This is a genomic window from Stenotrophomonas sp. TWI819 (genome assembly GCF_039673075.1).
In the GTDB taxonomy this organism is placed as follows: domain Bacteria; phylum Pseudomonadota; class Gammaproteobacteria; order Xanthomonadales; family Xanthomonadaceae; genus Stenotrophomonas; species Stenotrophomonas rhizophila_B.
This window is the reverse complement of sequence record NZ_JBDJKY010000010.1, coordinates 94,518-118,713: the sequence shown is the minus strand read 5'-3', so window position 1 is coordinate 118,713 and position 24,196 is coordinate 94,518. Positions and strand designations below refer to the sequence as shown.

Below are 24,196 nucleotides of genomic sequence, written 5' to 3'. Positions count from 1 at the left end.
GAGCTTACATGGACGTACTTGCAGCGGGTCCCGCCAACCCACCCGTGCCTGCCCAGCGCGACACCGCCCTGAAGTCCGGCTTTTGCCCCGCAGTTGCAGTTTCTGTTGCCATTGCCATTGCAAATAGCCCAACGTTCCCGAAACCTCGGAAGCAAAAGAAAAAAAGCCGCGATGCCAACCAGCATCGCGGCTCACCTCGTGGGGGAGGCCACGCATCACGCGGGATGCGCAAAACCGTCAGAACATGTGCAGACCACCGTTCACCGCATAATCCGCACCCGTCACATACGCCGCATCGTCCGACGCCAACCACGCACACAGACTCGCCACCTCCTCCGGCTTGCCCAACCGCCGGATCGGCACCGAACCTGCCAGACGATCCAACACATCCGGCGGAAAACTGCTGATCGACTGACTCGCGATATAGCCCGGCGAAATCGTATTCACCGTCCCCCCCCGCGTCGCCACCTCATTGGCCAACGCCCGGCTGAAGCCATGCATCGCCGCCTTCGCCGTCGCGAAGTTCACCTGGCCGATCTGGCCCTTGTGCGCACTCACCGAGCCGATGTTCACGATCCGGCCCCAGCCGCGCGTGCTCATGCCATCGATCACCTGCTTGGTGATGTTGAACAGCGCATGCAGGTTCGAGCCCATCACCGCGTTCCAATCGTCCGGACTCATCTGGCGGAACAGTACATCGCGGCTGCCGCCGGCATTGTTGACCAGCACATCGATCTCGCCGACCTCGGCCTTCACCTTGGCGAACGCGGCCACCGTCGACGCCCAGTCCGCGGCATTGCCTTCCGAGGCGATGAAATCGAAGCCCAGTTCGCGCTGCTCGCGCAGCCAGGCGGCCTTGCGTGGCGAATTGGGCGCGCAGCCGGCGACCACGGTGTGGCCGTTGCGGGCCAGCTTCTGGCAGATGGCAGTGCCGACACTGCCCATGGCGCTGGTGACGTATGCGATGCGAAGAGTCATGGCGGAACGCTCCTTGGTAGGCGGATCAGGACGCAAGCGGATACAGGCCGAACAGCAGCCCACCGAACATCAGCAGCATCGAAATGGCGATGGCCCACTTCAGGGTGAACTTCTGGTGATCGGCGAACTCCACTTTGGCCAGGCCGACCAGCAGGTAGGTCGAGGGCACCAGCGGGCTGAGCAGATGCACCGGCTGGCCGGCCAGCGAGGCGCGGGCCATCTCCACCGGGGTGATGCCGTAGTTACCGGCCGCTTCGGACAGGATCGGCAGCACGCCGAAGTAGAAGGCGTCGTTGGACATGAAGAAGGTGAACGGCATCGAGGCCAGCGCGGTGATCACCGCCAGGTACGGGCCCCAGCTGTCGGGGATGATCGCCAGGAAGCTGTGCGACATCGCCTCGACCATGCCGGTGTTGTTGAGGATGCCGGTGAAGATGCCCGCCGCGAAGATCAGCGAGACCACCGACAGCACGTTGCCGGCATGATTGACCACGCGGCGGCGCTGCTCGGCCAGGTTCGGGTAATTGATCACCAGGGCGATCGCGAAGCCGACCATGAACAGCACCGGCATCGGCAGCACACCCAGGATCAGCGCGGTCATCAGGGCGATGGTCAGGCCCAGGTTGACCCACAGCAGCTTCGGGCGCTTGGTGTCTTCGGCGTCTTCCACCGTCGGCAGCGTGTTGCCATCATCGGAGACGCTGTTGTCCATCCAGCTGCCGCCCTGCGGCAGGGTCACCACGCCCAGGCGACGGCGTTCCTTCATGCCCAGGTACCAGGCCAGCACCAGCACGCCGGCACAGGCGATCACCATCGAGGGGATCAACGGCACGAACACGTCGGCCGGGTCCACATGCAGCGCGGTGGCCGCACGCGCGGTCGGGCCGCCCCACGGGGTGAGGTTCATCACGCCACCGGCGAGGATGGTCACGCAGGTCATGTTCAACGCGTTCATGCCCAGGCGCTGATACAGCGGCAGCATCGCCGACACGGTGATCATGTACGTGGTCGAGCCATCACCGTCGAGCGAGATCAGCATCGCCAGGATGGCGGTGCCGAGCACGATCTTCATCGGGTCGCCCTTGACGAAGCGCAGGATGATCCGCACCAGCGGATCGAACAGGCCCGCATCGATCATCACCCCGAAGTACAGGATGGCGAACATCAACATCACGCCGGTCGGCGCGATCTTCTTGATGCCTTCCAGCATCATGTCGTCGATGCCGGCCGCAAAGCCGCCGATCAGCGCGAACAGGATCGGAATGGTGATGAGGGCGACCAGCGGCGAGAGCCGCTTGCTCATGATCAAGTACATGAATGTAATGACCATGCCAAAGCCGAGGATGCTCAGCATCATCTGCATTCTCCAGAAGAAACGGTGCGGAAAGTGGGCATCAGAAGTCGTACTGCAGGCGGCCGGTGACCGCGCGGGTGCGGTCCACGGTGGCCTCGGCCAGGCGGTCGCGGTTGCGGCTTTCGATCAGGTTGAGCATGAAGCGCAGGTTCGGGCGCATGTACCAGTTGCCACCCAGGGTCCACGCCTCGGTCTGGCCGTCGCGCAGGTCGGGCTGGCCGATCAGGTGCTGGTCGCCGCGCATCTGGTCATAGCGCAGTGCCAGTTCGAACGCGCCGGCGGCGTGCTGGAAATCCTTGACCCGGCCGAAGCGCCCGGTCTTGCGGTCGTACACGCGCGATTCGCCGGTGACGAACCAGCTGACCAGGCCGTAGCCGGCCAGCACCTTGCCGCGCTGGCTGCCGTCGTCGAAGGTGGCGCCGCTGAACTCGCCCTGCCAGGACAGCGGCCCGTTCACCTGTGCGTATTCCAGCGACCACTTGTTGACGTCGGTATCGCGACCGGCCGAGAAATCGACCAGAGTCAGGCGGCTGTTGTCGGAGAGGTGACCGGCCGGGCGCGGGCGGATGCGCAGGGCAGGGACGCCGTCGGCGCCCGGGTTGTCGTAGCGCTCATGCGCCAGCGACAGGCCCAGATGCAGGACATCACCGGCCGTGGCGCCAGGTGCCCAGGTCGCGCGGCCACCTGCGGCACGGCCCTTGACCTGCCACGCGTCGATGCTTTCCAGGCTGTAGGCGCTGGCGGCCCAGGTCATGTCGCCGCGCGCGGCCTGCCAGGAGGCGCCGAGGCGATACAGCGGCGCCAGCGTGGTGCCGGCATTGCCGCGCTCCAGGAAGGTGCCGTAGTTGGAACTGGTGCGGTCATCCAGCGAGAAGAACTGCTTGAACTGGCCCACGGTGAGCTTGCCGGCATCGCCGAAGCTGCGGCTGACGAACACATCCTTGGCCTCGACCCGGTCGCCGGAGAAATCCGCTTCCAGCTTGTAGTCGACCACGAAGAACTTGCCGGATACGTCAAGCCATGCGCGACGGATCTCGGTGTCGTCCTTGTTCGGCGTGCCGCGGCGGTCATTGTGGAAATCGGCGAAGTCCAGATGCAGGCGGCCGCCCAGGCTGGCCGTGACCGGACGGTCGTCGTCGCTGGCGTCGGCGGCCCAGGCCGGTGCGGCCAACAACAGCGTGCAGGCGGCCGGCATGCACCAGCGCAATGCGTTCAGTTCCATGGCCCCTCCCAGGTACCGTGTATTCGGTGGTGTCGCGTTGGCGCAGCCTAGTGCCGGGATGCTGTCATCCACCTGTCAGCCATTGCTGCACCGCAGCGAAGCGCACGGATGCGGCTGCACGCGCTAGCATTCGTGCACCTTTCCCGATCCCGACCGATGCGCATCCTGCTGGTGGAAGACAACCCGGACCTGGCCGACGCGATCGTCCGCCGCATGCGCCGCAGTGGGCACGCCGTGGACTGGCAGAGCGACGGGCTGGCGGCGGCGAGCGTGCTGCGCTACCAGTCGTTCGATCTGGTCGTGCTCGATATCGGCCTGCCCAAACTGGATGGGCTGCGCGTGCTGGCGGGCATGCGCGAGCGCGGTGACAGCACGCCGGTGCTGATGCTGACCGCGCGCGATGGCATCGAAGACCGTGTGCAGGCGCTGGATGTCGGTGCCGATGATTACCTGGGCAAGCCGTTCGATTTCCGCGAGTTCGAGGCGCGCTGCCGCGTGCTCTTGCGGCGTACCCGCGGCCAGGCCAGCGAGGTGGTGCAGATCGGTGGCTTCCAGTTCGACAACGCCGCGCACCGGGTCAGCCTGGATAGCCAGCCGATCGAGCTGCCCAACCGCGAGTACCGTCTGCTGGAGATCCTGATGGGGCGCCTGGGGCAGGTGGTGGGCAAGGACGAGATCGGCAACGGCCTGTTCGGCTTCGATGATGAGGCCGGTCCCAACGCGATCGAACTGTATGTCGGGCGTCTGCGCCGCAAGCTGGCCGAGGCACCGCTGCGCATTGTGACCGTGCGCGGCAGCGGCTATCTGCTTGAGGCGCACGATGCGGCGGCCGAGGGCAGCGCCGATGGTGACTGAGGCCCGCGCACCGACCTCGATCCGGCGCACGCTGTGGCTGTATCTGGGCGGTTTGATGGCGCTGTTCGCGGTCGCATTGTTCTTCGGTGCGCGTGACTACGGCCAGCGGGCCGCCAACCGTTCCTACGATCACCTGCTGGTGTCCTCGGCGCTCTCGATCATCGATTCGGTGGCGCTGGTGGATGCGCAGTGGCAGGTGGATCTGCCGTACGCCTCGCTCGACCTGCTGGCCATGGCGCCGGAAGACCGCGTGTTCTATCGCGTTTTCGATGCGCGCAACCAGACCGTGACCGGCTACGACGATCTGCCGGCGCCACCGCGCACGCCGACCGATCGCCCGCAGCTGTTCGACGCCCCCTACAGCGGCGAAACCGTGCGCTTCGTGGTGGTGTCGCGGCGGGTGTCATCACCGTCCGCGCAGGCCGAAGTGCGTGTGCAGGTCGGGCAGACCCGGCGGGCGCGCGAGGCGCTGGCACAGGACATGGTGACCCGCGCGCTGGTGGCGATCGTCGTGCTCTCGCTGTTGTCGCTGGCGCTGGTCGCGCTCGGCGTGCATCGGGCGCTGCGCCCGCTGGTGAGGGTCGAACGCGAGTTGTCCAGACGCGAGCCCTCCGATCTGCGCCCACTGGATGCGACCACACCGCAGGAGATGGACCAGATGGTCGGCGCCTTGAACCACTTCATGGGCCGGCTCTCGACCAGCAATGAAACCCTGCGTGCCTTCATGGCCGAGGCGGCGCATCAAATGCGCACGCCGCTGGCCGCATTGCGTGCACAGGCGCAACTGGCGCTGGATGATGAAGACCCCGAAGACATGCGCCGCAGCCTGGAGGCGATCGAGCGCAACGCGACCCACATGAGCCGCCTGCTCAACCAGCTGCTCAGCGATGCCAGTGTGATCCATCGCGCCAACCTGCAGCGTTTCGCCCTGGTCGATCTGGCCGAGATCGTGCACCAGGCCCTGCACGAGGCGTTGCCACAGGCATTGCCGGCACCCCGCGTGCAGCTGGCCGTGACCAGCGATCCGGCGTGGGTCAACGGGGATGCCCTGCTGCTGCGCGAAGCGATCAAGAACCTGATCGACAATGCGCTCAAATACGGTGGCGACGGCGCGTTGCAGCTCGCGTTGACCACGGAGGATACGCACTGCGTGCTGACCATCGCCGACCACGGCCCCGGCATTCCACCGGCCGATGCGGAGCGGGTTTTCGAGCGCTTCGCGCGTGGTGAAGGGGCGGCCGCCGGTGGTGCAGGGCTGGGGCTGGCGATCGTCAAACGCGTGGTGGACAGCCATGGTGGCCACATCGATCTGTCCAACCGGGTGGGCGGCGGCCTGATCGCCACCATCCGGCTGCCGAGGAGACACGCATGAAACGCTGGCAGGGCCTGTTGATGTTGATGTCGCTGTTTGCCGCCACGGCTTACGCCGATCCCGGCGACGTGCAGCGCTTCCCCGCCCAAGGCGCGCCGACCGCGCAGCTGCGCATCCACGGCTCGACGGACATCGAAGTGTTCGGCACGGTCATTGCCGATTACCAGCGGCTGCATCCCGGCACGGAGGTGATCTACGAAGACATCATCACCCAGGACATGTACGCGCGCTATCTGCGTGATCGCAGCGGCTCGGCCGCACCGGACATGCTGATCAGCAGTGGCATGGACCTGCAGGCCAAGCTGGTCAACGATGGCCACGCGCTGGCGCATCGCTCGGCGCAGACCGATGCGTTGCCCGCCTGGGCGCAGTGGCGGCACGAGGCATTCGGCATCAGCTATGAGCCGGTCGCGATGGTCTACAACACGCGTACGCTGCCCGCGTCGCGCGTGCCGCATACACGCCGCCAACTGCTGGAGCTGCTGCGCGCGCCGGATGCGCCGCTGCTGGGCCGGGTCGGCACCTACGATGTCCAACGCAGCAGCGTTGGGTATCTGCTCGCCACCCAGGATGGCCAGCGCGGCAGCATGGCCGGCGCGCTGCTGGGCGCACTGGGGGACAACCAGGTGCAGCTGGAGGAGCGCACGGGCGTGCTGCTCGACCGGGTCAGCAGCGGCCAGCTCTCGCTGGTCTACAACGTGCTGGGCTCCTACGCGCAGGCACGCATCGATGCCGGCGCGCCGCTGGGCATCATCGAGCCGGAGGACTACACGCTGGTGATGCTGCGTACCGCGGTGATCCCGCGCGGCGGAAAGCACCCAGAGGAAGCCCGCCGGTTCCTGGATTACCTGCTGTCGCCCCGTGGGCAACAGGTGCTCTCCCGCGAGGCGCGTTTGATGCCGATCCTGCCGGCGGCGGGCCAGCGCCGGGGCGCCTCGCCGGAGCGCAGTTATCGCCCGATCCAGCTCGGCCCGGGCCTGCTGGTGTATCTGGACGCGCTCAAGCGCCGCCAGTTCCTGGAGGCATGGCGCGGCAGCATGCAGCAGGGGCGGTGAGGCCGTTGGCGCGCCCCCTTCAACACGAAGGGGGCTCTTCTCCAGACACTCAACGTGTATCGGCAGGTTGGGTCCGCTACGCCGCAGGGATGCCGGTAGTGACGGCCGCTGGCCGTCAACCTCATTACAATGGCCCGCATGAGTGACATCACCGTTCTGGTCGCCGACGACCATCCCCTGCTGCGTGCCGCGGTCGTGCATTCGCTTCGCCAGGCGCTGCCACAGGTCACTGTGATCGAAGTGGCCAGCGCCGCCACGCTGGAGAGCGCGCTCGATCAGCATGCGGAGATCGAGCTGGTCCTGCTCGATCTGACCATGCCCGGGGCACGCGGGTTCTCCTCGCTGTTGCATGTGCGCGGCGCGCATCCCGACGTGCCGGTGGTGATCGTGTCCTCCAACGACCACCCGCGGGTGATCCGGCGTGCGCAGCAGTTTGGTGCGGCCGGTTTCATTCCCAAGTCTGCCCCGGCCGAGACCCTTGGCCAGGCGGTGGCGGCGGTGCTCGATGGCGGGGTGTGGTTCCCGGCGATGGCGGCCGAACGCTCCGAATCCGATGCGCTGCTGGCCACGCGCCTGGCGCAGCTCACCCCGCAGCAGTTCCGGGTGCTGTTGTGCCTGGCCGATGGCCTGCTCAACAAGCAGATCGCCTATGAGCTGGGCCTGGCCGAGAACACGGTGAAGGTGCACGTCACCGCGATCCTGAAGAAGCTGGAATGCCACAGCCGCACACAGGCGGCGGTGCTGGTGAAAGCGCTGGAGCCGGAAGGCGATGCGGGTGCCGGCGTCTAGCGGTACGGGCTCAGCTGCGGTGGCGTAGCAGCAGCTGTGTCATCAGGGCCCGCAGCGCGGGCGGGCGCACCGGTTTGGACAGGAAGCCCCAGCCGTTCTCCGCAGCCTGGGCCTTCAACGCGTCATCGCGCTCTGCGGTGACAAGGATCACCGGCGGGCGTGCGTGCCACAGGCCGCACAGGTGTTCGTACAGATCCGGGCCGTGCCACTGGCCCATGCGCACGTCCAGCAGCAGAAGCTTGGGCACGTTGAAGGCCGAGGCGATCTCCAGCGCGGCCTGTGGTCCATCGGCCAGCTCCACGACACAACCCCAGCGCTCCAGCAGCGCGCGGGTGGCGGCGCAGACACGCGGGTCGTCGTCGATGCTCCAGACCCGGCAGTGGCGCAACGGGCTGTCATCGCCGCTATCGACCACCGGGGCGACCGCGAGTGCCGGTGCGATCACCACGTCCGCGGCCTCACCCAGGGGCAGACTCACTGAAAACACGCTGCCACGCCCCAACGTCGAACGCAGCCGGATCGGGTGGCCGAGCAGGCGGCCGATCCGCTCCACGATCGCCAGGCCCAGACCGGCGCCACGTTCCTGATCCACGCCGTCATCGAGGCGTCGGAACTCTTCGAAAATCTCGCCCTGCAGGCTCTCCGGAATACCGGGTCCCTGGTCGTGCACCTCGATGCGCAGCTGACCGCCGTCGCGGCGGCAGCCGATCAGCACGCGGCCGCGCGGGGTGTAACGCAGTGCATTGGACAGGAAATTCTGCAGGATCCGGCGCAGCAGGGCCTCATCGCTGACCACCACCGCACGGGTGTCGACCCAGCGCAGCTGCAGGCCGCGGCTGTCGGCGGCCAGCCCGAATTCACGGGCAAGGGTTTCCAGCAGGGGCGACAGCGCGAACGCGCGCACATGCGTCTTCAGTGCGCCCGATTCCAGTCGGGAGATGTCCAGCAGGCTGTTGAGGATGGCGTCCTGCGCGGCCAGCGCGGCGTCCACATGTTCGCTGAGCTCCCGGGCATCGCCCTGCAGCTTGCCGCGCAGCACCGAGACGAACATCCGCGCAGCGTTCAACGGCTGCAGCAGGTCGTGGACGGCCGACGCCACGAAGCGTGATTTGTAGCGATTGGCCCGCTCGGCTTCCCGGCGTGCTTCATCCAGATCGCGGGTGCGCTCGGCGACGCGATGCTCCAGCGCATCGGCGAGCGAGCGCAGCTCGCGCGCGGTGTTCTTGTAGGCGGTGATGTCGGCGTAGCTGGTGACGAAGCCGCCGTCAGGCAACGGGTTGCCGCGGATCTCCAGCACGGTGCCGTCGTCTTTCTCGCTCTCACGCATGTGCGGGCGGCCGCTGCGCAGGTGGTTCAGGCGGCGCTCGATGGCTTCGTCGATCGGCCCGGGGCCGAGCAGGCCACGCCGCGCGTTGAAGTGGAAAATCTCTTCGATCGGACGGCCCACCCGGATCAGCCCGGTCGGGAAGCGGAACAGCTCCAGATAGCGGGCATTCCACGCCACCAGCTTCTGCTCGTTGTCGATCACCACCACGCCCTGTGGCAGGTGCGCCAGGCTGCGGCTGAGGCCGCTGTCGGCCTGCTGGGCGGCCTGCAGTACGCCGTCCTGGGCGGTGCGCAGCTCCTGTGCGTGCTGCTTGAGCACGCTCTCCAGCTCGCGCCGGCTGCGCTGCCGGTGTGCCGCCAGCCGCCGGCGCTGCTGCACGAACAGGCCCAGGAAACACAAGGCCAGCCAGATGCCGCCGGCAGCCAGCGCGGCGCTGCGGCCGACCGCCGTGCTGGCACTGGCGTCATGCAGCAGGTGCAGCTTCCATTGCGGCTCGCTCAGCACCAGGGTCTGCCACAGCACCGGCCGTGGCAGTGCGGGCTGCTCGATGCGCACCATGCGCCCGCCATCGGCCAGTACCTCCAGCGTACGTGCCTGCAGCGGCTGCAGTGAGCGATCCGCGTACTGGCGGGTGGCCAGCATCTCGTTGCGCTCCTGTGGGCCGAGTGGGCGCAGCAGGCGGTAGCGCCACGCATCACCGTTGGCCAGGAACACCACGTCATGCGCATCGGTGGCGAGCACGATGTCCGGGCTCTGCAGCCACTCCTGCTCCAGCGCGCGCAGCTCGATCTTGATCGCGACCACACCCAGCACGGCGCCGCGTTCGTCGTAGATCGCCTGGGAAAGAAAGTAGCCGGGCACGGCAGTGGTCATGCCGATGCCGTAGAAGTGCCCGCTGCCCTGTGCCATCGCCTGCTGGTAATAGGGGCGGTAGCTGTAGTCCTCGCCGACATTGGTGGTCGGCTGGTCCCAGTTGCTGGCCGCCACGGCGATGCCGTGCTTGTCGATCAGCGTCAGGGTCGAGGCGCGGGTGACATTGTTGGCCTGGGCCAGTTTGAGGTTCAGCCGCTGGCGTTCTGCGGCGGTGAGCGGGTGGGACACGGCCTGGTGCAGGTCCGGGTCCAGCGCCAGCACCTGCGGCAGTGTGCCGAAGCGATCGATCCGCTGCTGCAGGGTCTGCGCGTACAGGCCCAGCTGGCGGCGGACCTGCAGGCTTTCGTCATCCAATGCCCGCTGCTGCGCATAGCGCCCGGCCAGCAGCGCGCACAGCACTGTGCCGCCGAGCATCAGGGCGATGATCAGCAGCCAGGGGCGATAGCGGGAGACCCGGTACATGCCGTCAGTCTAGGCAGGACACGGCGGACGCGCGTCAACGCGTCCGCCGGGCGGGATCAGAAGTGCATCTGAGCGCGCAGTTCGAAGATTTCCGGCTGGCTGCGCACGCCGCGACGGCTGGCGTCGACCTTCACGTAGTTCGCCTGGAACTTGAAGTGCGAGGTCAGGTACCAGTTGGCACCCAGGGTCCAGTCGTGCTGACGGCCGCCAAACACATCGGCTTCGTCCAGATCGATGCGGCTGTAACGGGTCACCAGCTCGACCGCGCCATAGCTGTGGGCCGGCTTCACGTTGGCCACGGCACCGGCGTTGTACGGGCGCGATTCGCCGGTCAGGATCCAGCTCGCCATCGCGTACTGGCCGTTGCCGGTGTAATCCGGCTTGCCATCACGGCTGACCGTGGTCTGCAGCGCTTCGCCCTGCAGCGAGAACGGGCCGCGGATCCAGATGCCTTCCAGACCGGTACGGACGATCTTGTCGGCGGTGGTCAATGCACCGGAGTCGACCAGGCGGATATCGGTCAGGCCGGCTTCCGGGCGTGCGCGCAGGCGGGCGCTGGCCGGGTGCGAGACATCGCGGCCATCGCGGTAACCGCGCGGGTTTTCCTGCGAATAGGCCAGACCCAGGTGGATCACGTCGCCTGCGGCCTTGACCGGGGTCCACACCGCACGCACGGCCTGGGTGGTGCCGGGATTGTCACCCTGCAGATCCTTGCCGCCGTAGGCACCGGCCTGCAGCAGGTACTGCGGGCGCTCCAGCACCCATTCGGCACCGGTGCGGCGGCCTTCGTAGAACGCCTGCACGGGCAGGGCGGTCTCCAGGAAGCTGCCGGCGCGCGAGGAGGTACCCGCGTCCAGGCCGACCGGGGTCTTCATGTAGCCGAAGCGGAAGCGCCCGATGTCGCTGCCGAAGAAGGCCTTGCTTTCGAAGCGGACGAAGACGTCCAGCCAGGTATCGGACTGGAAGTCGTAATAGACCATGGCGTCATACACGCCCTTCTTCTTCAGGGTCGCGCCGAATTCCTTGCGGCGCACGGCGTCGGCATCTTCAATGCCGCTGTTGCCGGAGAAGTCGTTGAGGTCGTAGGCGATGTTGGCGGTGGCGGCCAGTTCGGTGCCATCGCTGAAAGTGGCCTTGGTCGGCCAGTTGTCCCAGTCGGCCGCGGTGGCGGCGAGCGGGGCCGTGGCCAGGGCCAGGGCAATGAACAGGGGTGTAGAGCGCATGGGCGGTAGCTGCAAGTAAGAGTGGGGCAGAACAACAACGGCCGCGAACGGCAAATCTTTGGGAATTTTACCCTTGATCCGCCGCAGGGCCACCCGCCGCCGTGGGGGCGCGGTGCCGGGCCAGTGTAGGCAGTGCGGTCAGCTGAACCGGGGGGCTAGTACCAATAGGTTATCTGCGTTGGCCGGATGCGGGCGTAAAAAGGCCACGCCAGATGCCGCCCAGCGCGGCCGGCATCCTTCGTGACACTGCCGGAGCTTCCCATGCACGTTCCCACCACCGCCCCGCTGGCAGCCAAGCCGCTGCCGTTCTACCGCCAACTGTATTTCCAGGTGGTGGTGGCGATCGTTCTCGGTGCCATCCTCGGCCATTACGAGCCGGCCTTCGCCGAATCGCTCAAGCCGCTGGGCGATGCCTTCATCAAGCTGGTGAAGATGATCATCGCCCCGGTGATCTTCCTGACCATCGTCACCGGTATCGCCGGCATGACCCACCTGCGCACCGTGGGCCGGGTCTTCGCCAAATCGATGGCCTACTTCCTGTTCTTCTCCACGCTGGCCCTGATCGTGGGCATGGTGGTGGCGCACGTGGTGCAGCCGGGCGCGGGGATGAACATCAACCCGGCCGATCTGGACCAGACCGCGGTCAACGGCTATGTGCAGAAGTCGCATGAGCTGACCCTGGTCGGCTTCGCGCTGGACATCATCCCGGCCACCCTGGTCAGCGCCTTCGTCGAAGGCAACATCCTGCAGGTGCTGTTCGTGGCGGTGCTGTTCGGCATCGCGCTGGCCCTGACCGGCGCCAAGGGTCGCCCGGTGCTGACCTTCCTGGAGGCGCTGACCGCCCCGGTGTTCCGCCTGGTCCACATCCTGATGAAGGCGGCCCCGATCGGCGCGTTCGGGGCGATCGCCTTCACCATCGGCAAGTACGGGGTCGGCTCGCTGGTCAACCTGGCCTGGCTGGTCGGCTCGTTCTACCTGACCGCCTTCCTGTTCGTGGCGGTGATCCTGGGTGTGGTGTGCCGCCTGTGCGGGTTCTCGGTATTCAAGCTGGCCCGTTACCTCAAGGCCGAACTGCTGCTGGTGCTGGGCACCTCCTCCTCCGAATCGGCGCTGCCCTCGCTGATGGAGAAGATGGAAAAGGCTGGCTGCAGCAAGTCCGTGGTGGGCCTGGTGGTCCCCACCGGGTACTCGTTCAACCTGGACGGCACCAACATCTACATGACCCTGGCGGCGCTGTTCATCGCCCAGGCGACCAACACCGAACTGACCCTGGGCCACCAGATCGCCCTGCTGCTGGTGGCGATGCTCAGCTCCAAGGGCGCCGCCGGTGTCACCGGTGCCGGCTTCATCACCCTGGCAGCGACCCTGGCGGTGGTGCCGGAAGTGCCGGTGGCCGGCATGGCGCTGATCCTGGGCGTGGACCGCTTCATGAGCGAATGCCGCTCGCTGACCAACTTCATCGGCAATGCCGTGGCCACCGTGGTGGTCTCGCGCTGGGAAAACGCACTGGATCGCGACCGCCTGGCGATGGTGCTGGACGGCCGCGAAGCCGAGCTGCCGCCGCTGGTCGTCGCCGACCTGCCGGACACGCTGCCGGCCCCGGCGCACTGAGCCCGCTGACCTGATGGTGTGGTGCGTGGTCGTGTCGTTCCTGCCGGGGCGGCACGGCCATGTTTTGTTCTGAAGGCTCGGTGCGCACTGTCATCTGTGCGCGGCAGGCTGGTCCGCATACGCCGGCGAACGGCCTGTGCGCTGCGTTGGATTATGTGCGGTTGCAACATCGCCGCGACAGCGTAGCGACAGGTCCGTCCACGCCAACGGGGGTATGATCCCCTGTTCCTCTCGCCCATTCATCTGCAGAAAGCGATGTCCAACGAAGATTTCAAACAGGCTGCCCTCGATTACCACCGCATGTCGCCGCCGGGCAAGATCCGCGTCGCAGCGACCAAGCCGATGCTGACCCAGCGTGATCTGTCGTTGGCGTATTCGCCGGGCGTGGCACACGCCTGCGAAGCGATCATGGCCGACCCGCAGCAGGCCAGTGAACTGACCGCCCGCGGCAACCTCGTCGCGGTGATCTCCAATGGCACCGCCGTGCTGGGCCTGGGCAACATCGGCCCGCTGGCCGGCAAGCCGGTCATGGAAGGCAAGGGCGTGCTGTTCCAGAAGTTCGCCGGCATCGATGTGTTCGACATCGAGATCGATGAAAACGACCCGGACAAGCTGGTCGACATCATCGCTTCGCTGGAACCGACCTTCGGTGGCATCAACCTAGAAGACATCAAGGCACCGGAGTGCTTCATCGTGGAGCGCAAACTGCGCGAGCGGATGAACATCCCGGTGTTCCATGACGACCAGCACGGCACTGCGATCATCGTCGGCGCGGCCGTGCTCAACGCCATGCTCGTCACCGGCAAGAAGATCGAAGACGTGAAGCTGGCCACCACCGGCATGGGCGCGGCGGGTATCTCCTGCGTCAACATGCTGGTGTCGCTGGGCCTGAAGAAAGAGAACATCCTGGCCTTCGACCGCGACGGCGTGATCCACACCGGTCGTACCGACCTGGACCCGGAAAAGGCGCGTTATGCGCGTGATACCGACAAGCGCACGCTGGCCGAGATCGTCGACGGCGCGGACATCTTCCTGGGCCTGTCGGCCCCGGGCATCCTGACCGCGGACATGGTCAAGACCATGGCCAAGGATCCGGTGATTTTCGCGCTCGCCAACCCGACCCCGGAAATCATGCCGGAAGTGGCCCGTTCGGTCCGCCCGGACGCGCTGATCGGTACCGGTCGTTCGGACTACCCGAACCAGATCAACAACGTGCTGTGCTTCCCGTACCTGTTCCGCGGTGCGCTGGACGTCGGCGCGACGGCGATCAACGAAGAAATGAAGATCGCCTGCGTGCACGCGATCGCCGCGATGGCGCGCCGCGAGGCCAGCGACCTGGGCTCGGCCTATGGCGATGAGACCCCGAGCTTCGGCCGTGACTACCTGATTCCGCGTCCGTTCGATCGCCGCCTGCTGGTGGAGCTGTCGGCCGCCGTGGCGCAGGCCGCGATGGATTCCGGCGTAGCCACCCGTCCGGTCGCCGATATGGGCGCCTACCGCGAGAAGCTGGCCCAGTTCGTCTACCGCACCAGCCTGATGATGAAGCCGGTCTACGACCGCGCGCGGTCGGACAAGCAGCGCGTGGTGTACGCCGAAGGCGAGGAAGAAGTGGTGCTGCGCGCGGTGCAGAACGTGGTCGATGAAGGCCTGGCGCAGCCGATCCTGATCGGCCGCCCGGACGTGATCGAGGCCCGTGTCGAGCGCCTGGGCCTGCGCATGAAGGCCGGTGTCGATTTCGACATCACCAACATCAACGACGATCCGCGTTTCAACGAGTACTGGCAGTACTACCACAACCTCACCGGCCGTCGCGGTGTGACCGTGGCCGCCGCCAAGAACCTGATGCGGTCGCGCCCGACGCTGATCGCCGCGGTGATGGTGGCGCGTGGCGAAGCCGACGCGATGCTGACCGGCGTGGTCGGCCGCTTCCACAAGAAACTCGGCTACGTGCGCAGCGTACTGCCGTTGGAAGCCAAGGTGACCTCCACCTCGGCGATGACCGGCGTGATCAACCAGCAGGGCGTGTTCTTCTTCGTGGATACCCACGTGCAGGAAGACCCGACCGCCGAGCAGATCACCGAAGCGACGCTGCAGGCGGCGTACCGCATGAAGCTGTTCGGCATCGAGCCGAAGGTGGCGCTGCTGTCGCACTCCAACTTCGGCAGCCACGACTCCAAGGACGCGCTGAAGATGCGGGCGGTCCGCGAGATGCTGCTCAAGCGCAACCCGCGCTTGAACGTGGATGGCGAAATGCAGGGGGATACCGCATGGGATGAAGCCCTGCGCCAGAAGCTGCTGCCCAACAGCACGCTGAAGGGCCGTGCCAACCTGTTCGTGTTGCCCAACCTGGAAGCGGCCAACATCGCCTACAACCTGGTGCGCGTGTTCACCGACGGCGTGGCGATCGGCCCGATCCTGATGGGCGTGGCCAAGCCGGTGCATATCCTGACCACCAGCGCGACCTCGCGCCGCGTGCTCAACATGACCGCCATCGCGGCCGTGGATGCGCAGATCCGCAAGCAACTGGAGGCGGAGAAGAACGCGTAAAGCGTTCTTCGCCTCTCAGTTGCCAGAACGCGCCCTTCGGGGCGCGTTCTCGTTTCGGGCAGCGAAACCGGTAGCTGCCGACCGTGGGTCGGCAGGCCCTGTTTGCCTTCGGCCTGAGTCGTTGTGGCGTGTGTATCTGCCACACGCGCGCCGCACAGCCGTCACCGCCCTGCAACGTCCCAAGCGCCCAATACCCCCACGCGGCCCGGCCGTGGTGGCGCTCCGGTGGGGGCGTCGCCACCCTGGGCCCGACCAGATCCTCCACGATCAGCCACGGGAACGGTGTCATGCGCCATCAACGGACGAAGCGGTATTTCCAGCAGTTGTTCGCGCTGTACGCCGGGTTGGTTGGCGCGCGCTGAAGACGGCACCGATGGCGCCGGTAGTGACGGCCGCTGGCCGGCTCCTGGCAGACGCCGACCGGCCACCGGCAGTAATCAGCGTGTCCGCACGTACTGCGCCCATAAGGCCGGCAACGTCACGCCGCTGAGTGTTTCCCACAACGCCGGCGTATAGCGGCCCTCGCGCAGCGCACCATCAAGCGCCTTCACCAGCCCGGGATGCTGCGCCTCGCTCCACGCCAGGAACGCACCGGTGACCCGGTAGCCGGTATCGACGTTCTGCTCCGGTTTGACCTGTGTCGGCAGTGCCCAGCCCGCCCCGGCGTTGTCGCTGCCATAGCGGTCGCGGGCGTAATCGGCGATACCTTCCACCAGCCAGCCCGGCACACGCGCATTGGCGTACTCCGGGTAGCCCTGCACGATGTGCATCGCCTCATGCGTGACCAGATCGATGTCGCCCGGGTGCTTGGCCAGCCAGGCCGGATTGATCGTGATCGTCGCCGCCTGCGCCTTCTCGCCGACGAAGGCGATGCCGTCGTACGCCGGGTCGATGACGATGCCGACCTGCGTCGGTGCGGCCGGATGGAAATCGGCGCGCTCGCGCAGATAGGCACCGAAGAAGGTCTCGATGATCCGCTCACGTACAGGCGCGGCCAGCGCATCGCTGGCGTCGCGGTAGTGCAGGGTCACGCCCTCGCGGGTCTGGGTGGTCTCGAATGCGTGTGCATCGGCGAGCCCGGCGGTGACGAGCAGGGCGGTCAGCAGGCACCGGGTGATGGGCAGGGCAGTCCTCATCGCACCGCCGCCGGGGCGAGCAGCTCGACTTCCGCCAGTTGCAGGCGACCCGGTGCACCGATGCGCAGCCGGTACTCGGCGTAGCGGCCCGGGTGGGCGATGCGGAACGGTCGGGTCTGCATGGCCCACGCAAAGGCTTCGCCACGGCGTTGGTCCACCTGCACCCAGCGGCCACCGGTGGTGCGCGCCTCCAGCGTCCAGTCGCCGTCGCGGATCGGGCCGTTGCCGCTGGTCAGCGTGTACATCGACGGCGTACCCGCCGCGACATTGCTGAAGGTGATCGTGCTTGAGCTACCCAGCGGCAGTGACGTGGAAGCATCATCATCGATCAGCGCAGCCGCCGCGCGGCCATCGCCGAGCTGGGCGGTCGCGCCGCTGCCGAGAAGATCATGCAGCAGGGCCGGCTGCTGGCCGCGCGCAGTGAGCGAGCGCGGCGCATCGTCCGGGCTGCTGCCCCAGCGCGAGGGTTCCGGGCCCATGACGAAGTCCAGCGTGGCGCCCTTGGCGAGCAGGTCGTGGGGCAGCCAGGTCTTGGTCCACGGCGTGCCGTTGACCTTCAGCGACTGCACGTAGATGTTGCGGTCCGAATTTTCAGGCGCGTTGACGGTCAGCACCGCACCGCCCTGCAGTTCCACGCGGGCATGGCGGAACAGCGGCGAGCCGATCACGTATTCCGGTGCGCCCATGCGCAGCGGGTAGATGCCCAGCGAGGCGAACAGGTACCACGCCGAGGTCTCGCCGTTGTCCTCATCGCCCGGGTAGCCCTGGCCGATCTCGCTGCCCAGGTACAGGCGTGAGAGGATCTCACGCACATGCTGCTGGGTCTTCCACGGCTGCCCGGCATACAGGTACATCCACGGGATGTGGTGCGCCGGCTGGTTGCTGTGCGCGTACATGCCCATGCGCACATCGCGTGCTTCGGTCATCTCGTGGATGGTGCCGCCGTAGGAGCCTGCAAACGCGGCATCGGCGGTTTCCGGGGTGGCGAAGAAGGTGTCCAGCTTGGCCGCCAGCTGCGCGCGGCCGCCGTACAGCGCCGCCAAGCCTTCGCCGTCGTGCGCGGCGGTGAAGGCGAACGTCCAGCCGTTGGATTCGGTGTAGTCATGGCCCCACACGCGCGGGTCGTAGTCGTTCGCATCCAGGCGCCAGCTGCCATCCGGCTTGCGGCCCTGGAAGAAGCCTGCGGCAGGATCGAACAACGTGGCATAGGTACTGGCGCGGTGACGGAAGTAGTCGGCCTCGGTCGCATAGCGTTCGCGCGCGGCCGGCGTATCGGCCTGCTTGGCCAGCACCTCGGCCATGTTGGCCACACCGAAATCGTTGAGTGCGCCTTCCATCGTCCACGACATGCCTTCGTGCACATCGGCGGTGGCATAGCCACGGAAGGTGGAGCGGTCCATGCCCTTGCGCCCGACATGGCGGTCCGGCGGCACCACGGTCGCGTTCTTCAGTGCGGCAGCGTAGGCCTCCTGCGGGTCGAAGCCGCCGATGCCCTTCAGCCACGCATCGGCGAAGGCCACGTCCGAACTGGTGCCCACCATCAGGTCGGCATAGCCGGGCGAGGACCAACGGGCGACCCAACCCCCGGCGCGGTACTGCTCGATGAAGCCCTGCACCAGCGCGCCGGCATCGTCCTTGGTGAACAGGGCGTAGGCCGGCCAGGTGGTGCGGAAGGTGTCCCAGAAGCCGTTGTTGACGTACACCTTGCCGTCGCGCACCGGCGCGAAGCTGCGCGTGGCGCTGCCGTCGGTGTTCTCATCCGAGGCGCTGGCCTGGCTGGCATAGCGCCAGTCCGGTGCCGCCGCGGTGCCGGCGTTTTCATGGCCGGAATTGGGATAGAGGTAGAGGCGGTACAGGTTGGAGTACAGCGTCGTCTTCTGGTCATCGCTGGCATCGCCCACGTCGAACCGGGCCAGGCGCTGATCCCACGCCTCCTGCGCGCGCGCGGCCACGCGATCCACATCGTCGGCAGCCGCCACTTCCAGCGCGAGGTTGTGGCGCGCCTGCTCGACCGAGATCAGCGACGTGGCGATGCGCATGGAAACGCGGCGGTCGGTGCCCGCATCGAACTTGATGTAGCCGGTCGGGCGGCCGGTCTTCACCGTGCCGCTGCTGCGCCACGGTCGGTCGAAGCTGGCCACCACATACATGCGGGTGGCGCCGGTGGACAGGCCACTGCGCGTATCGGTATAGCCGGAGAGTGTCTGGGTGGCCGCATCCAGCGTCAGCCCGCCGCGTGCGTCGACGTTGTCGAACAGCAGGTTGGCATCACCGCCTTCGGGGAACGCGAAGCGGAAGACGGCGGCGTGGTCGGTCGGTGCGATCGAGGCGGCGATGCCGTTGTCGAAGCGCACGTCATAGCGGTACGGGCGGGCCTGCTCGTTGTCGCGCGAGAAGCTCAGCGCACGCTTGCTGCGGTCGGCCTCGGGCACGCCACGGGTCGCCGACGGCATCACCTGGAAGGTCTGGCGGTCGCCCATCCACGGGCTGGGCTGGTGGCTCAGCGCCAGCGCCTGCAGGCGGGGCCGGTTGGCCGCATCGTTCTGTTCGTTCCAGCGATACAGCCAGGTCAGTGAGCCGGCGTCGGTCACCGGTGTCCAGAAGTTGAAGCCGTGCGGCACGGCGGTCGCCGGGAAATTGTTGCCGCGCGAGAAGGTGCCATTGGCCTGCGTGCCGCGGGTGGTCAGCACCCAGTCCGAGGGGCGCTGCGGCGTGCTGCGCGGTTGCGCGTCCAGGCGGACATCGTCGATCCAGCCGGCCACCGGCGCGCCATCGGCGCTGGCCACCTCCAACTCCAGCGCGACCACGCGACGCCCGCGCAGCGCCGGGGTATCGCCCAGGCGAACGGCTTTGCGCGCCCACTGCTGCGGGTACAGCGTCTTCGAGTCGCCCTGCGCACGCGCACCCAGCGCCACGCCGTGGTGATCGCGCGCGGCGCTGGCCGAGACCCGGGTGCCGTCGTCGAGCACCAGATCGAGCGAGACGTAGGTCGAGGCGACGGTGTCCTTGCCGACGATCTCGGGCAGCACCAGCCAGGACAGAGTGGTATCGGCTTCGATGGCCAGGTCGGTCGTGAACAGCTGGCGGCGCGCCTTGCCACCGGCGCTGGCGTAATGCAGCGCATGCAGGCCGCTGTAGCCGACGCCGGGCTTGGCGGCATAGGGCGCCGCCGGCCCGGTGCCGATCCGCACCTGTAGCGCGTCGTCGCCGGCGGCCGGGGCGGGCTGACCCGGCTCGAACGAGGTCTGCAGCCCCTGCGCGGCAGCCGGCAGGGCGATCAAGGTGCAGGCCAGGGCCAGGGCGAGCGGAAGGGCGCGGCGGGCAGGGCGCAGGTTGGACAGGGTCATGCAAGGGTCTCCCGGGAAGGGCAGGCGGCAGGCAGGACCCGCATCGATGGCCACGGCGGACGGCGTCGCCCCAGCCATCGGCAGACGGCAGGAAAAAGGCGATGCATGTCCGGTGGGGGTCGGGCAGGCGATCGGGTCGATGATCGGTACCGGTCGATCCTGCATCACGGGAACGGGCGCTGACAAGTGCAATTAGTTCGATCTAAATCCCGCAAATTCGTTTCATCGGCCATTGTTGACAATGCATTTGGATCGATTTAAAACCACCGGTGGTCGGTTGGACGAGAGCCGGCCGTCCCAACCCGGGCCGCTTCGCTCCAGCGGCCGTCCGCAGCCGCCAGATGCTAGAATCGGCGGTCTCGCAACCCCCTTTGTGTGTCCACGCCATGAGCCATACCGCCACCGCGCCCGCCAATGCCGAGAAGCGTTACACCGTGCACCGCAGCGATCTGCCGCTGAGCTGCCCGACGCCGGAAATGGCGCTGTGGAACTCGCACCCGCGCGTGTACCTGCCGATCGAAGACGAGCCCAACTGCGAGGCTGCGTGCCCGTACTGCGGCGCCGTGTTCGTGCTCGCCGACTGATCCGCGGACCACACTGTGCGCCGACTGACCGTGGTGCAGCTGCTGCCGGCGCTGCACTCCGGCGGGGTCGAACGCTCCACCCTTGAGATTGCCTCCGCCCTGGTGGCCGCCGGCCACCGGGCCATCGTCGTGTCCGCCGGTGGGCGCCTGGTCGAGCCGTTGCTTGCCAGTGGCGCCGAACACCTGACGCTGGATATCGGCCGCAAGTCGCTGCTGACGCTGCGCCATGTGCTGACCCTGCGCAATCTCTTCAACGAAGTGGGCGCGGACATCGTGCACGCGCGTTCACGGCTGCCGGCCTGGCTGGGCCTGTACGCCGTGCGCAACCTGCCGGCGGCGACCCGTCCGCACTGGGTCACCACCGTGCACGGGCTCAACTCGCCGGGCCGCTACAGCGCGGTGATGACCAGCGGCGAGCGCGTGATCTGCGTCTCCAACAGCGTGCGTGAGTTCGTGCTTACTCACTATCCCAGCGTGCCGGCCGAGCGCCTGCAGGTGATACCCCGCGGTGTCGATGTCGCGCAGTTTCCACGCGTGGGCCGGCAGGATCGGCGTGCGCGCCTGGCCGTGGGCGAGCAGCATCCCGGGCTGGCCGGCGATGCGCCGTTGCTGTTGCTGCCGGGCCGTGGCACCCGCCTGAAAGGGCATCGCCATGCGCTGAGCCTGCTGGCCGGGTTGCACGCCGCCGGTGTGCCGGCCACGCTGTGGATGCCGGGCACGCGCGAGCCCGGTCGCGAATCCTATGTCGCCGAACTGGAGGCGCAGGCGCGCAGCCTTGGCGTGTTCGATGCGGTGCTGATGACCGCGCCGACCTCGCGCATCGCGCAGGCCTATGCAGCCAGTGATCTGGTCCTGCAGTTGTCGGACAAAGCCGAAGCGTTTGGTCGCACCGTGGTCGAAGCATTGTCGGTGGGTCGCCCCGTGCTGGGCTGGAACCATGGCGGCGTCGGCGAGTTGTTGACTCAGCTGCAACCCTCCGGCGCGGTACCCTTGGGCGACGCTGATGCACTGCTGGCGCGCGCGCAGCAGTTGCTGCTGCAGCCGCCCTCACTGCCGACGCGGATTCCGTTTACCTTGCAGGCCATGCAGCGTGACACGCTCCAGCTCTATACCTCCCTCATCAGCTGAGCCCGTCGTCCTTCCCGGTTCGCCGGGCTCCCGCGCGGGCCGCTGGGCCCCGTGGTGGGTGATTGCGTTCGTCGCGTTGTGGCCGCTGCCCGGCATCGCCGAGGGCGTGCTGGTGCTTGGCGCGCTGTACGCGGCGGTGCGCATGGTCCAGCTGCGGCTGCAGGGCAATCAGCGCCTGCTCAGCAGCCCGGCCTGGGCGCTGACCAGCATCCTGTTGCTTGGTTATTGGTTGCCGCAGGCGTTCTCCGCGTTTGATGCGATCGATCCCGGCACGGCATGGCGCAAAGCCGCTGCCGGCCTGCGCTATCTGCCCTTCATGTGGCTGGTGGCGATTGCCGTGGCCACCCCGCAGCGGCGCGCGCTGACGCTGGGCGGGCTGGCGGTGATCACCGGGCTGTGGACGGTGGATGCGCTGGCACAGGCGATCGTCGGCAGCAGCCCGCTGTTCTGGTCGATGGACCAGCTCAAGTGGGCGGTCAGTGGCCATGGGTTGTGTTCACCGCAGGAGATGGCGGCGGCGGATCGCCTCAGCGGCGTGCTCGGCCCGTGCAACCTCAAATTCGGCCAGGTGCTGGCCAGCCTCTCGCCGTTCCTGTTGTTCGCCGCCTCTCGGCGTGCGGGCATTCTCGGCTGGTCACTGGTGGCCGCCGCGGTGGGGGTCGTGCTGGTCTTGGCGGGCTCGCGCGCGGCGTGGCTGACCTATGCGCTGGTGCTGGTGTTCTCCGGCTGGCGGTTGATCGGCGTGCGCGGGTTGCTGGCCTGCGTCGCCGTCGGTGCGGTCGCGGCAGTCGTGCTCACCGTGAGCGTGCCCCAGGTCGGTGACCGCGTCACGCGTACCGCCATGGCGTGGGAAGGCGAGAACGACGGCGTCAATCAGGCCTTGTCCGGGCGCGCCCAGATCTGGGCCGCAGCGGCGTGCATGATCGAACAACACCCGATCAATGGTGTCGGCGCACGTGGCTTCCGCGATGCCTACCCGGGCTGCAATCCGGCCCCCGCCACGCAGGACGTGTGGGGTGCTGGACCGGCGCTGCACGCGCACCAGATCCTGCTTGAGATCCTGTCCGAAACCGGCATTCTCGGCCTGCTGCTGTGGCTGGCCGCCGTGGCTCAAGCCTGGCGCGCATGGCGGTTCGCCCCGCCGCAGGCGCGGGAGCATGCACGCCCGGCGATGCTGGCACTGGCGGTGACGGTGTTCCCGCTCAACACCCACTTGGCGTTCTATTCGACTTTCTGGGGCGGCCTGACCCTGCTGTTGGCCGCATTGTATGCGGGCAGCCTGTTGGCGAAAGACGACCGGTAACCGCGGAAAACGTCCGGCGTTACCGGTAGTAATCGCTCCGCCCACCGGGCTGACGCTTGAACCGGCGGTGGATCCACAGGTACTGGTCCGGGGCCTCGCGCACCATGGCTTCGATGGCCTGATTGACCCGGGCGGTATCGGCCTCGACATCCTCGCTGGGGAAATTCTCCAGCGGTGCGCCGATCTTCAGGAAATACTTGCCGCCTTCGCGACGGTGGAAATACGGGATCACCGCGCAGCCGGTCATCCGTGCCAGCTGGTGCGTGGCCGTGATGGTCGAGGCAGTGTGGCCGAAGAACGGCACGAACACCGTGTCCTTGCCGCGCATGTCCTGGTCCGGCGCATACCAGAGGAAGCCGCCCTTCTTCAGATGCCGCACCGTGGCGCGGATGTCCTCGTTGGCGTACATCGCCTTGGCGTAGCGCAGGCGGCCGAACTTCACCGCCCACTCGTACACCGGGTTGCGGTGCTTGCGGTACATGCCGGACAGTTCAACGTGATCGCACAGCAGGCGGCCGCACATCTCCAGCGTCATGAAGTGGCCGGAGACCAGCAGCACGCCACGGCCTTCGGCCTGCATGCGGTGCAGATGCTCCAGCCCTTCGATCTGTACCTGCGGGCGGATGCTGTCGATGCTGCCCCACCAGGCACGGGCGAATTCAAAGATGCCCACGCCCAGCGCGTCGAAGCTGTCGCGCAGCAGGCGCTGGCGCCAGGCGTCGTCCTTCTCGGGGAAGCACAGCTTCAAGTTGACCTCGGCGGCACGCCGGCGGCTGCTGGCCAGCCGGTAGGCGACCGTGCCGACACCGCGGCCGAGCGCGCGCTGCAGCATCCACGGCAGGCGGGCGATCGCGAAGGCGACCAGCATGAAAGCGAAGGTCGGCCAGTGGCGCGGATTGCGCAGGGACGGCCGGGTGGCGGTGGAAGCGTTATCGGACATGCCTCGATTCTAATGGATGCGCCCGGATGCGTCCCGGCAGGGCCATCACGGCGGCGCGGCGTGTCTTCCCCGCGCCGCTCCCGTATCCTT

At 67.4% G+C, this 24,196-nt stretch carries 17 protein-coding genes; 9 read left to right on the top strand and 8 right to left on the bottom strand.

What is annotated here, in order from left to right; all coding sequences use genetic code 11:
* Nucleotides 1–237: 237 nt before the first annotated feature.
* Genes phbB through ABE463_RS14475 form a run of 3 tightly spaced genes read right to left on the bottom strand, consistent with a single transcriptional unit; the run spans nt 238 to nt 3,554 of the window.
* Nucleotides 238–978: an acetoacetyl-CoA reductase gene (gene phbB, locus ABE463_RS14485; protein WP_346468635.1), complete on the bottom strand. Its 741-nt coding sequence runs from the start codon at nt 976–978 to the stop codon at nt 238–240.
* Between the two features lie 25 nt (nt 979–1,003).
* A complete protein-coding gene (locus tag ABE463_RS14480; protein ID WP_070473693.1) occupies nt 1,004–2,332 on the bottom strand; it encodes a CitMHS family transporter in 1,329 nt (442 codons plus the stop codon).
* 40 nt (nt 2,333–2,372) lie between these two features.
* Complete coding sequence (locus ABE463_RS14475) at nt 2,373–3,554, bottom strand: porin (protein WP_346468634.1); 1,182 nt, start codon at nt 3,552–3,554, stop codon at nt 2,373–2,375.
* Between the two features lie 156 nt (nt 3,555–3,710).
* On the opposite strand from ABE463_RS14475, the gene ABE463_RS14470 reads away from it, so the two are divergent.
* From ABE463_RS14470 to ABE463_RS14455, 4 genes are all read left to right on the top strand, one after another.
* Nucleotides 3,711–4,409 carry a response regulator transcription factor gene (locus tag ABE463_RS14470; protein WP_346468633.1) on the top strand — a complete coding sequence of 233 codons (699 nt, stop codon included), beginning with the start codon at nt 3,711–3,713 and terminating at the stop codon, nt 4,407–4,409.
* The gene (locus ABE463_RS14465; protein WP_346468632.1) at nt 4,399–5,781 is read left to right on the top strand and encodes a sensor histidine kinase; all 1,383 of its coding nucleotides are present in this window, start codon (nt 4,399–4,401) and stop codon (nt 5,779–5,781) included. The genes ABE463_RS14470 and ABE463_RS14465 overlap by 11 nt, the downstream gene beginning before the upstream one ends.
* A gap of 20 nt (nt 5,782–5,801) precedes the next feature.
* Nucleotides 5,802–6,836, top strand: coding sequence for an ABC transporter substrate-binding protein (locus tag ABE463_RS14460; RefSeq protein ID WP_346468660.1), 1,035 nt, complete (start codon nt 5,802–5,804; stop codon nt 6,834–6,836).
* A gap of 138 nt (nt 6,837–6,974) precedes the next feature.
* Nucleotides 6,975–7,625: a response regulator transcription factor gene (locus tag ABE463_RS14455; RefSeq protein ID WP_123730234.1), complete on the top strand. Its 651-nt coding sequence runs from the start codon at nt 6,975–6,977 to the stop codon at nt 7,623–7,625.
* 10 nt (nt 7,626–7,635) lie between these two features.
* On the opposite strand, the gene ABE463_RS14450 is transcribed toward ABE463_RS14455, so the two are convergent.
* A complete protein-coding gene (locus ABE463_RS14450) occupies nt 7,636–10,287 on the bottom strand; it encodes a PAS-domain containing protein (RefSeq protein ID WP_346468631.1) in 2,652 nt (883 codons plus the stop codon).
* A gap of 56 nt (nt 10,288–10,343) precedes the next feature.
* The gene (locus ABE463_RS14445) at nt 10,344–11,510 is read right to left on the bottom strand and encodes a porin (RefSeq protein WP_346468630.1); all 1,167 of its coding nucleotides are present in this window, start codon (nt 11,508–11,510) and stop codon (nt 10,344–10,346) included.
* A gap of 261 nt (nt 11,511–11,771) precedes the next feature.
* On the opposite strand from ABE463_RS14445, the gene ABE463_RS14440 reads away from it, so the two are divergent.
* Nucleotides 11,772–13,121, top strand: coding sequence for a dicarboxylate/amino acid:cation symporter (locus tag ABE463_RS14440; RefSeq protein ID WP_121039654.1), 1,350 nt, complete (start codon nt 11,772–11,774; stop codon nt 13,119–13,121).
* 255 nt (nt 13,122–13,376) lie between these two features.
* The gene (locus ABE463_RS14435) at nt 13,377–15,668 is read left to right on the top strand and encodes an NADP-dependent malic enzyme (RefSeq protein WP_259259179.1); all 2,292 of its coding nucleotides are present in this window, start codon (nt 13,377–13,379) and stop codon (nt 15,666–15,668) included.
* A gap of 437 nt (nt 15,669–16,105) precedes the next feature.
* On the opposite strand, the gene ABE463_RS14430 is transcribed toward ABE463_RS14435, so the two are convergent.
* Nucleotides 16,106–16,804, bottom strand: a complete 699-nt coding sequence (locus ABE463_RS14430) for a basic secretory protein-like protein (RefSeq protein WP_346468629.1) — start codon at nt 16,802–16,804, stop codon at nt 16,106–16,108.
* The gene (locus ABE463_RS14425) at nt 16,801–20,151 is read right to left on the bottom strand and encodes a GH92 family glycosyl hydrolase (RefSeq protein WP_346468628.1); all 3,351 of its coding nucleotides are present in this window, start codon (nt 20,149–20,151) and stop codon (nt 16,801–16,803) included. The genes ABE463_RS14430 and ABE463_RS14425 overlap by 4 nt, the downstream gene beginning before the upstream one ends.
* Before the next feature lie 386 nt (nt 20,152–20,537).
* Here ABE463_RS14425 and ABE463_RS14420 point away from each other — a divergent pair, with 386 nt between their 5' ends.
* From ABE463_RS14420 to ABE463_RS14410, 3 genes are read left to right on the top strand one after another with little or no spacing between them, the layout of a single operon-like run.
* On the top strand, nt 20,538–20,735 hold the full coding sequence (locus tag ABE463_RS14420) for a zinc-finger domain-containing protein (protein WP_019183790.1): 198 nt from the start codon (nt 20,538–20,540) through the stop codon (nt 20,733–20,735).
* Between the two features lie 15 nt (nt 20,736–20,750).
* Nucleotides 20,751–21,863, top strand: a complete 1,113-nt coding sequence (locus ABE463_RS14415) for a glycosyltransferase (protein ID WP_346468627.1) — start codon at nt 20,751–20,753, stop codon at nt 21,861–21,863.
* Between the two features lie 58 nt (nt 21,864–21,921).
* Nucleotides 21,922–23,166 carry an O-antigen ligase family protein gene (locus ABE463_RS14410; protein ID WP_346468626.1) on the top strand — a complete coding sequence of 415 codons (1,245 nt, stop codon included), beginning with the start codon at nt 21,922–21,924 and terminating at the stop codon, nt 23,164–23,166.
* A gap of 19 nt (nt 23,167–23,185) precedes the next feature.
* On the opposite strand, the gene ABE463_RS14405 is transcribed toward ABE463_RS14410, so the two are convergent.
* Nucleotides 23,186–24,106: an LpxL/LpxP family Kdo(2)-lipid IV(A) lauroyl/palmitoleoyl acyltransferase gene (locus ABE463_RS14405; RefSeq protein ID WP_019183794.1), complete on the bottom strand. Its 921-nt coding sequence runs from the start codon at nt 24,104–24,106 to the stop codon at nt 23,186–23,188.
* Nucleotides 24,107–24,196: the final 90 nt, after the last annotated feature.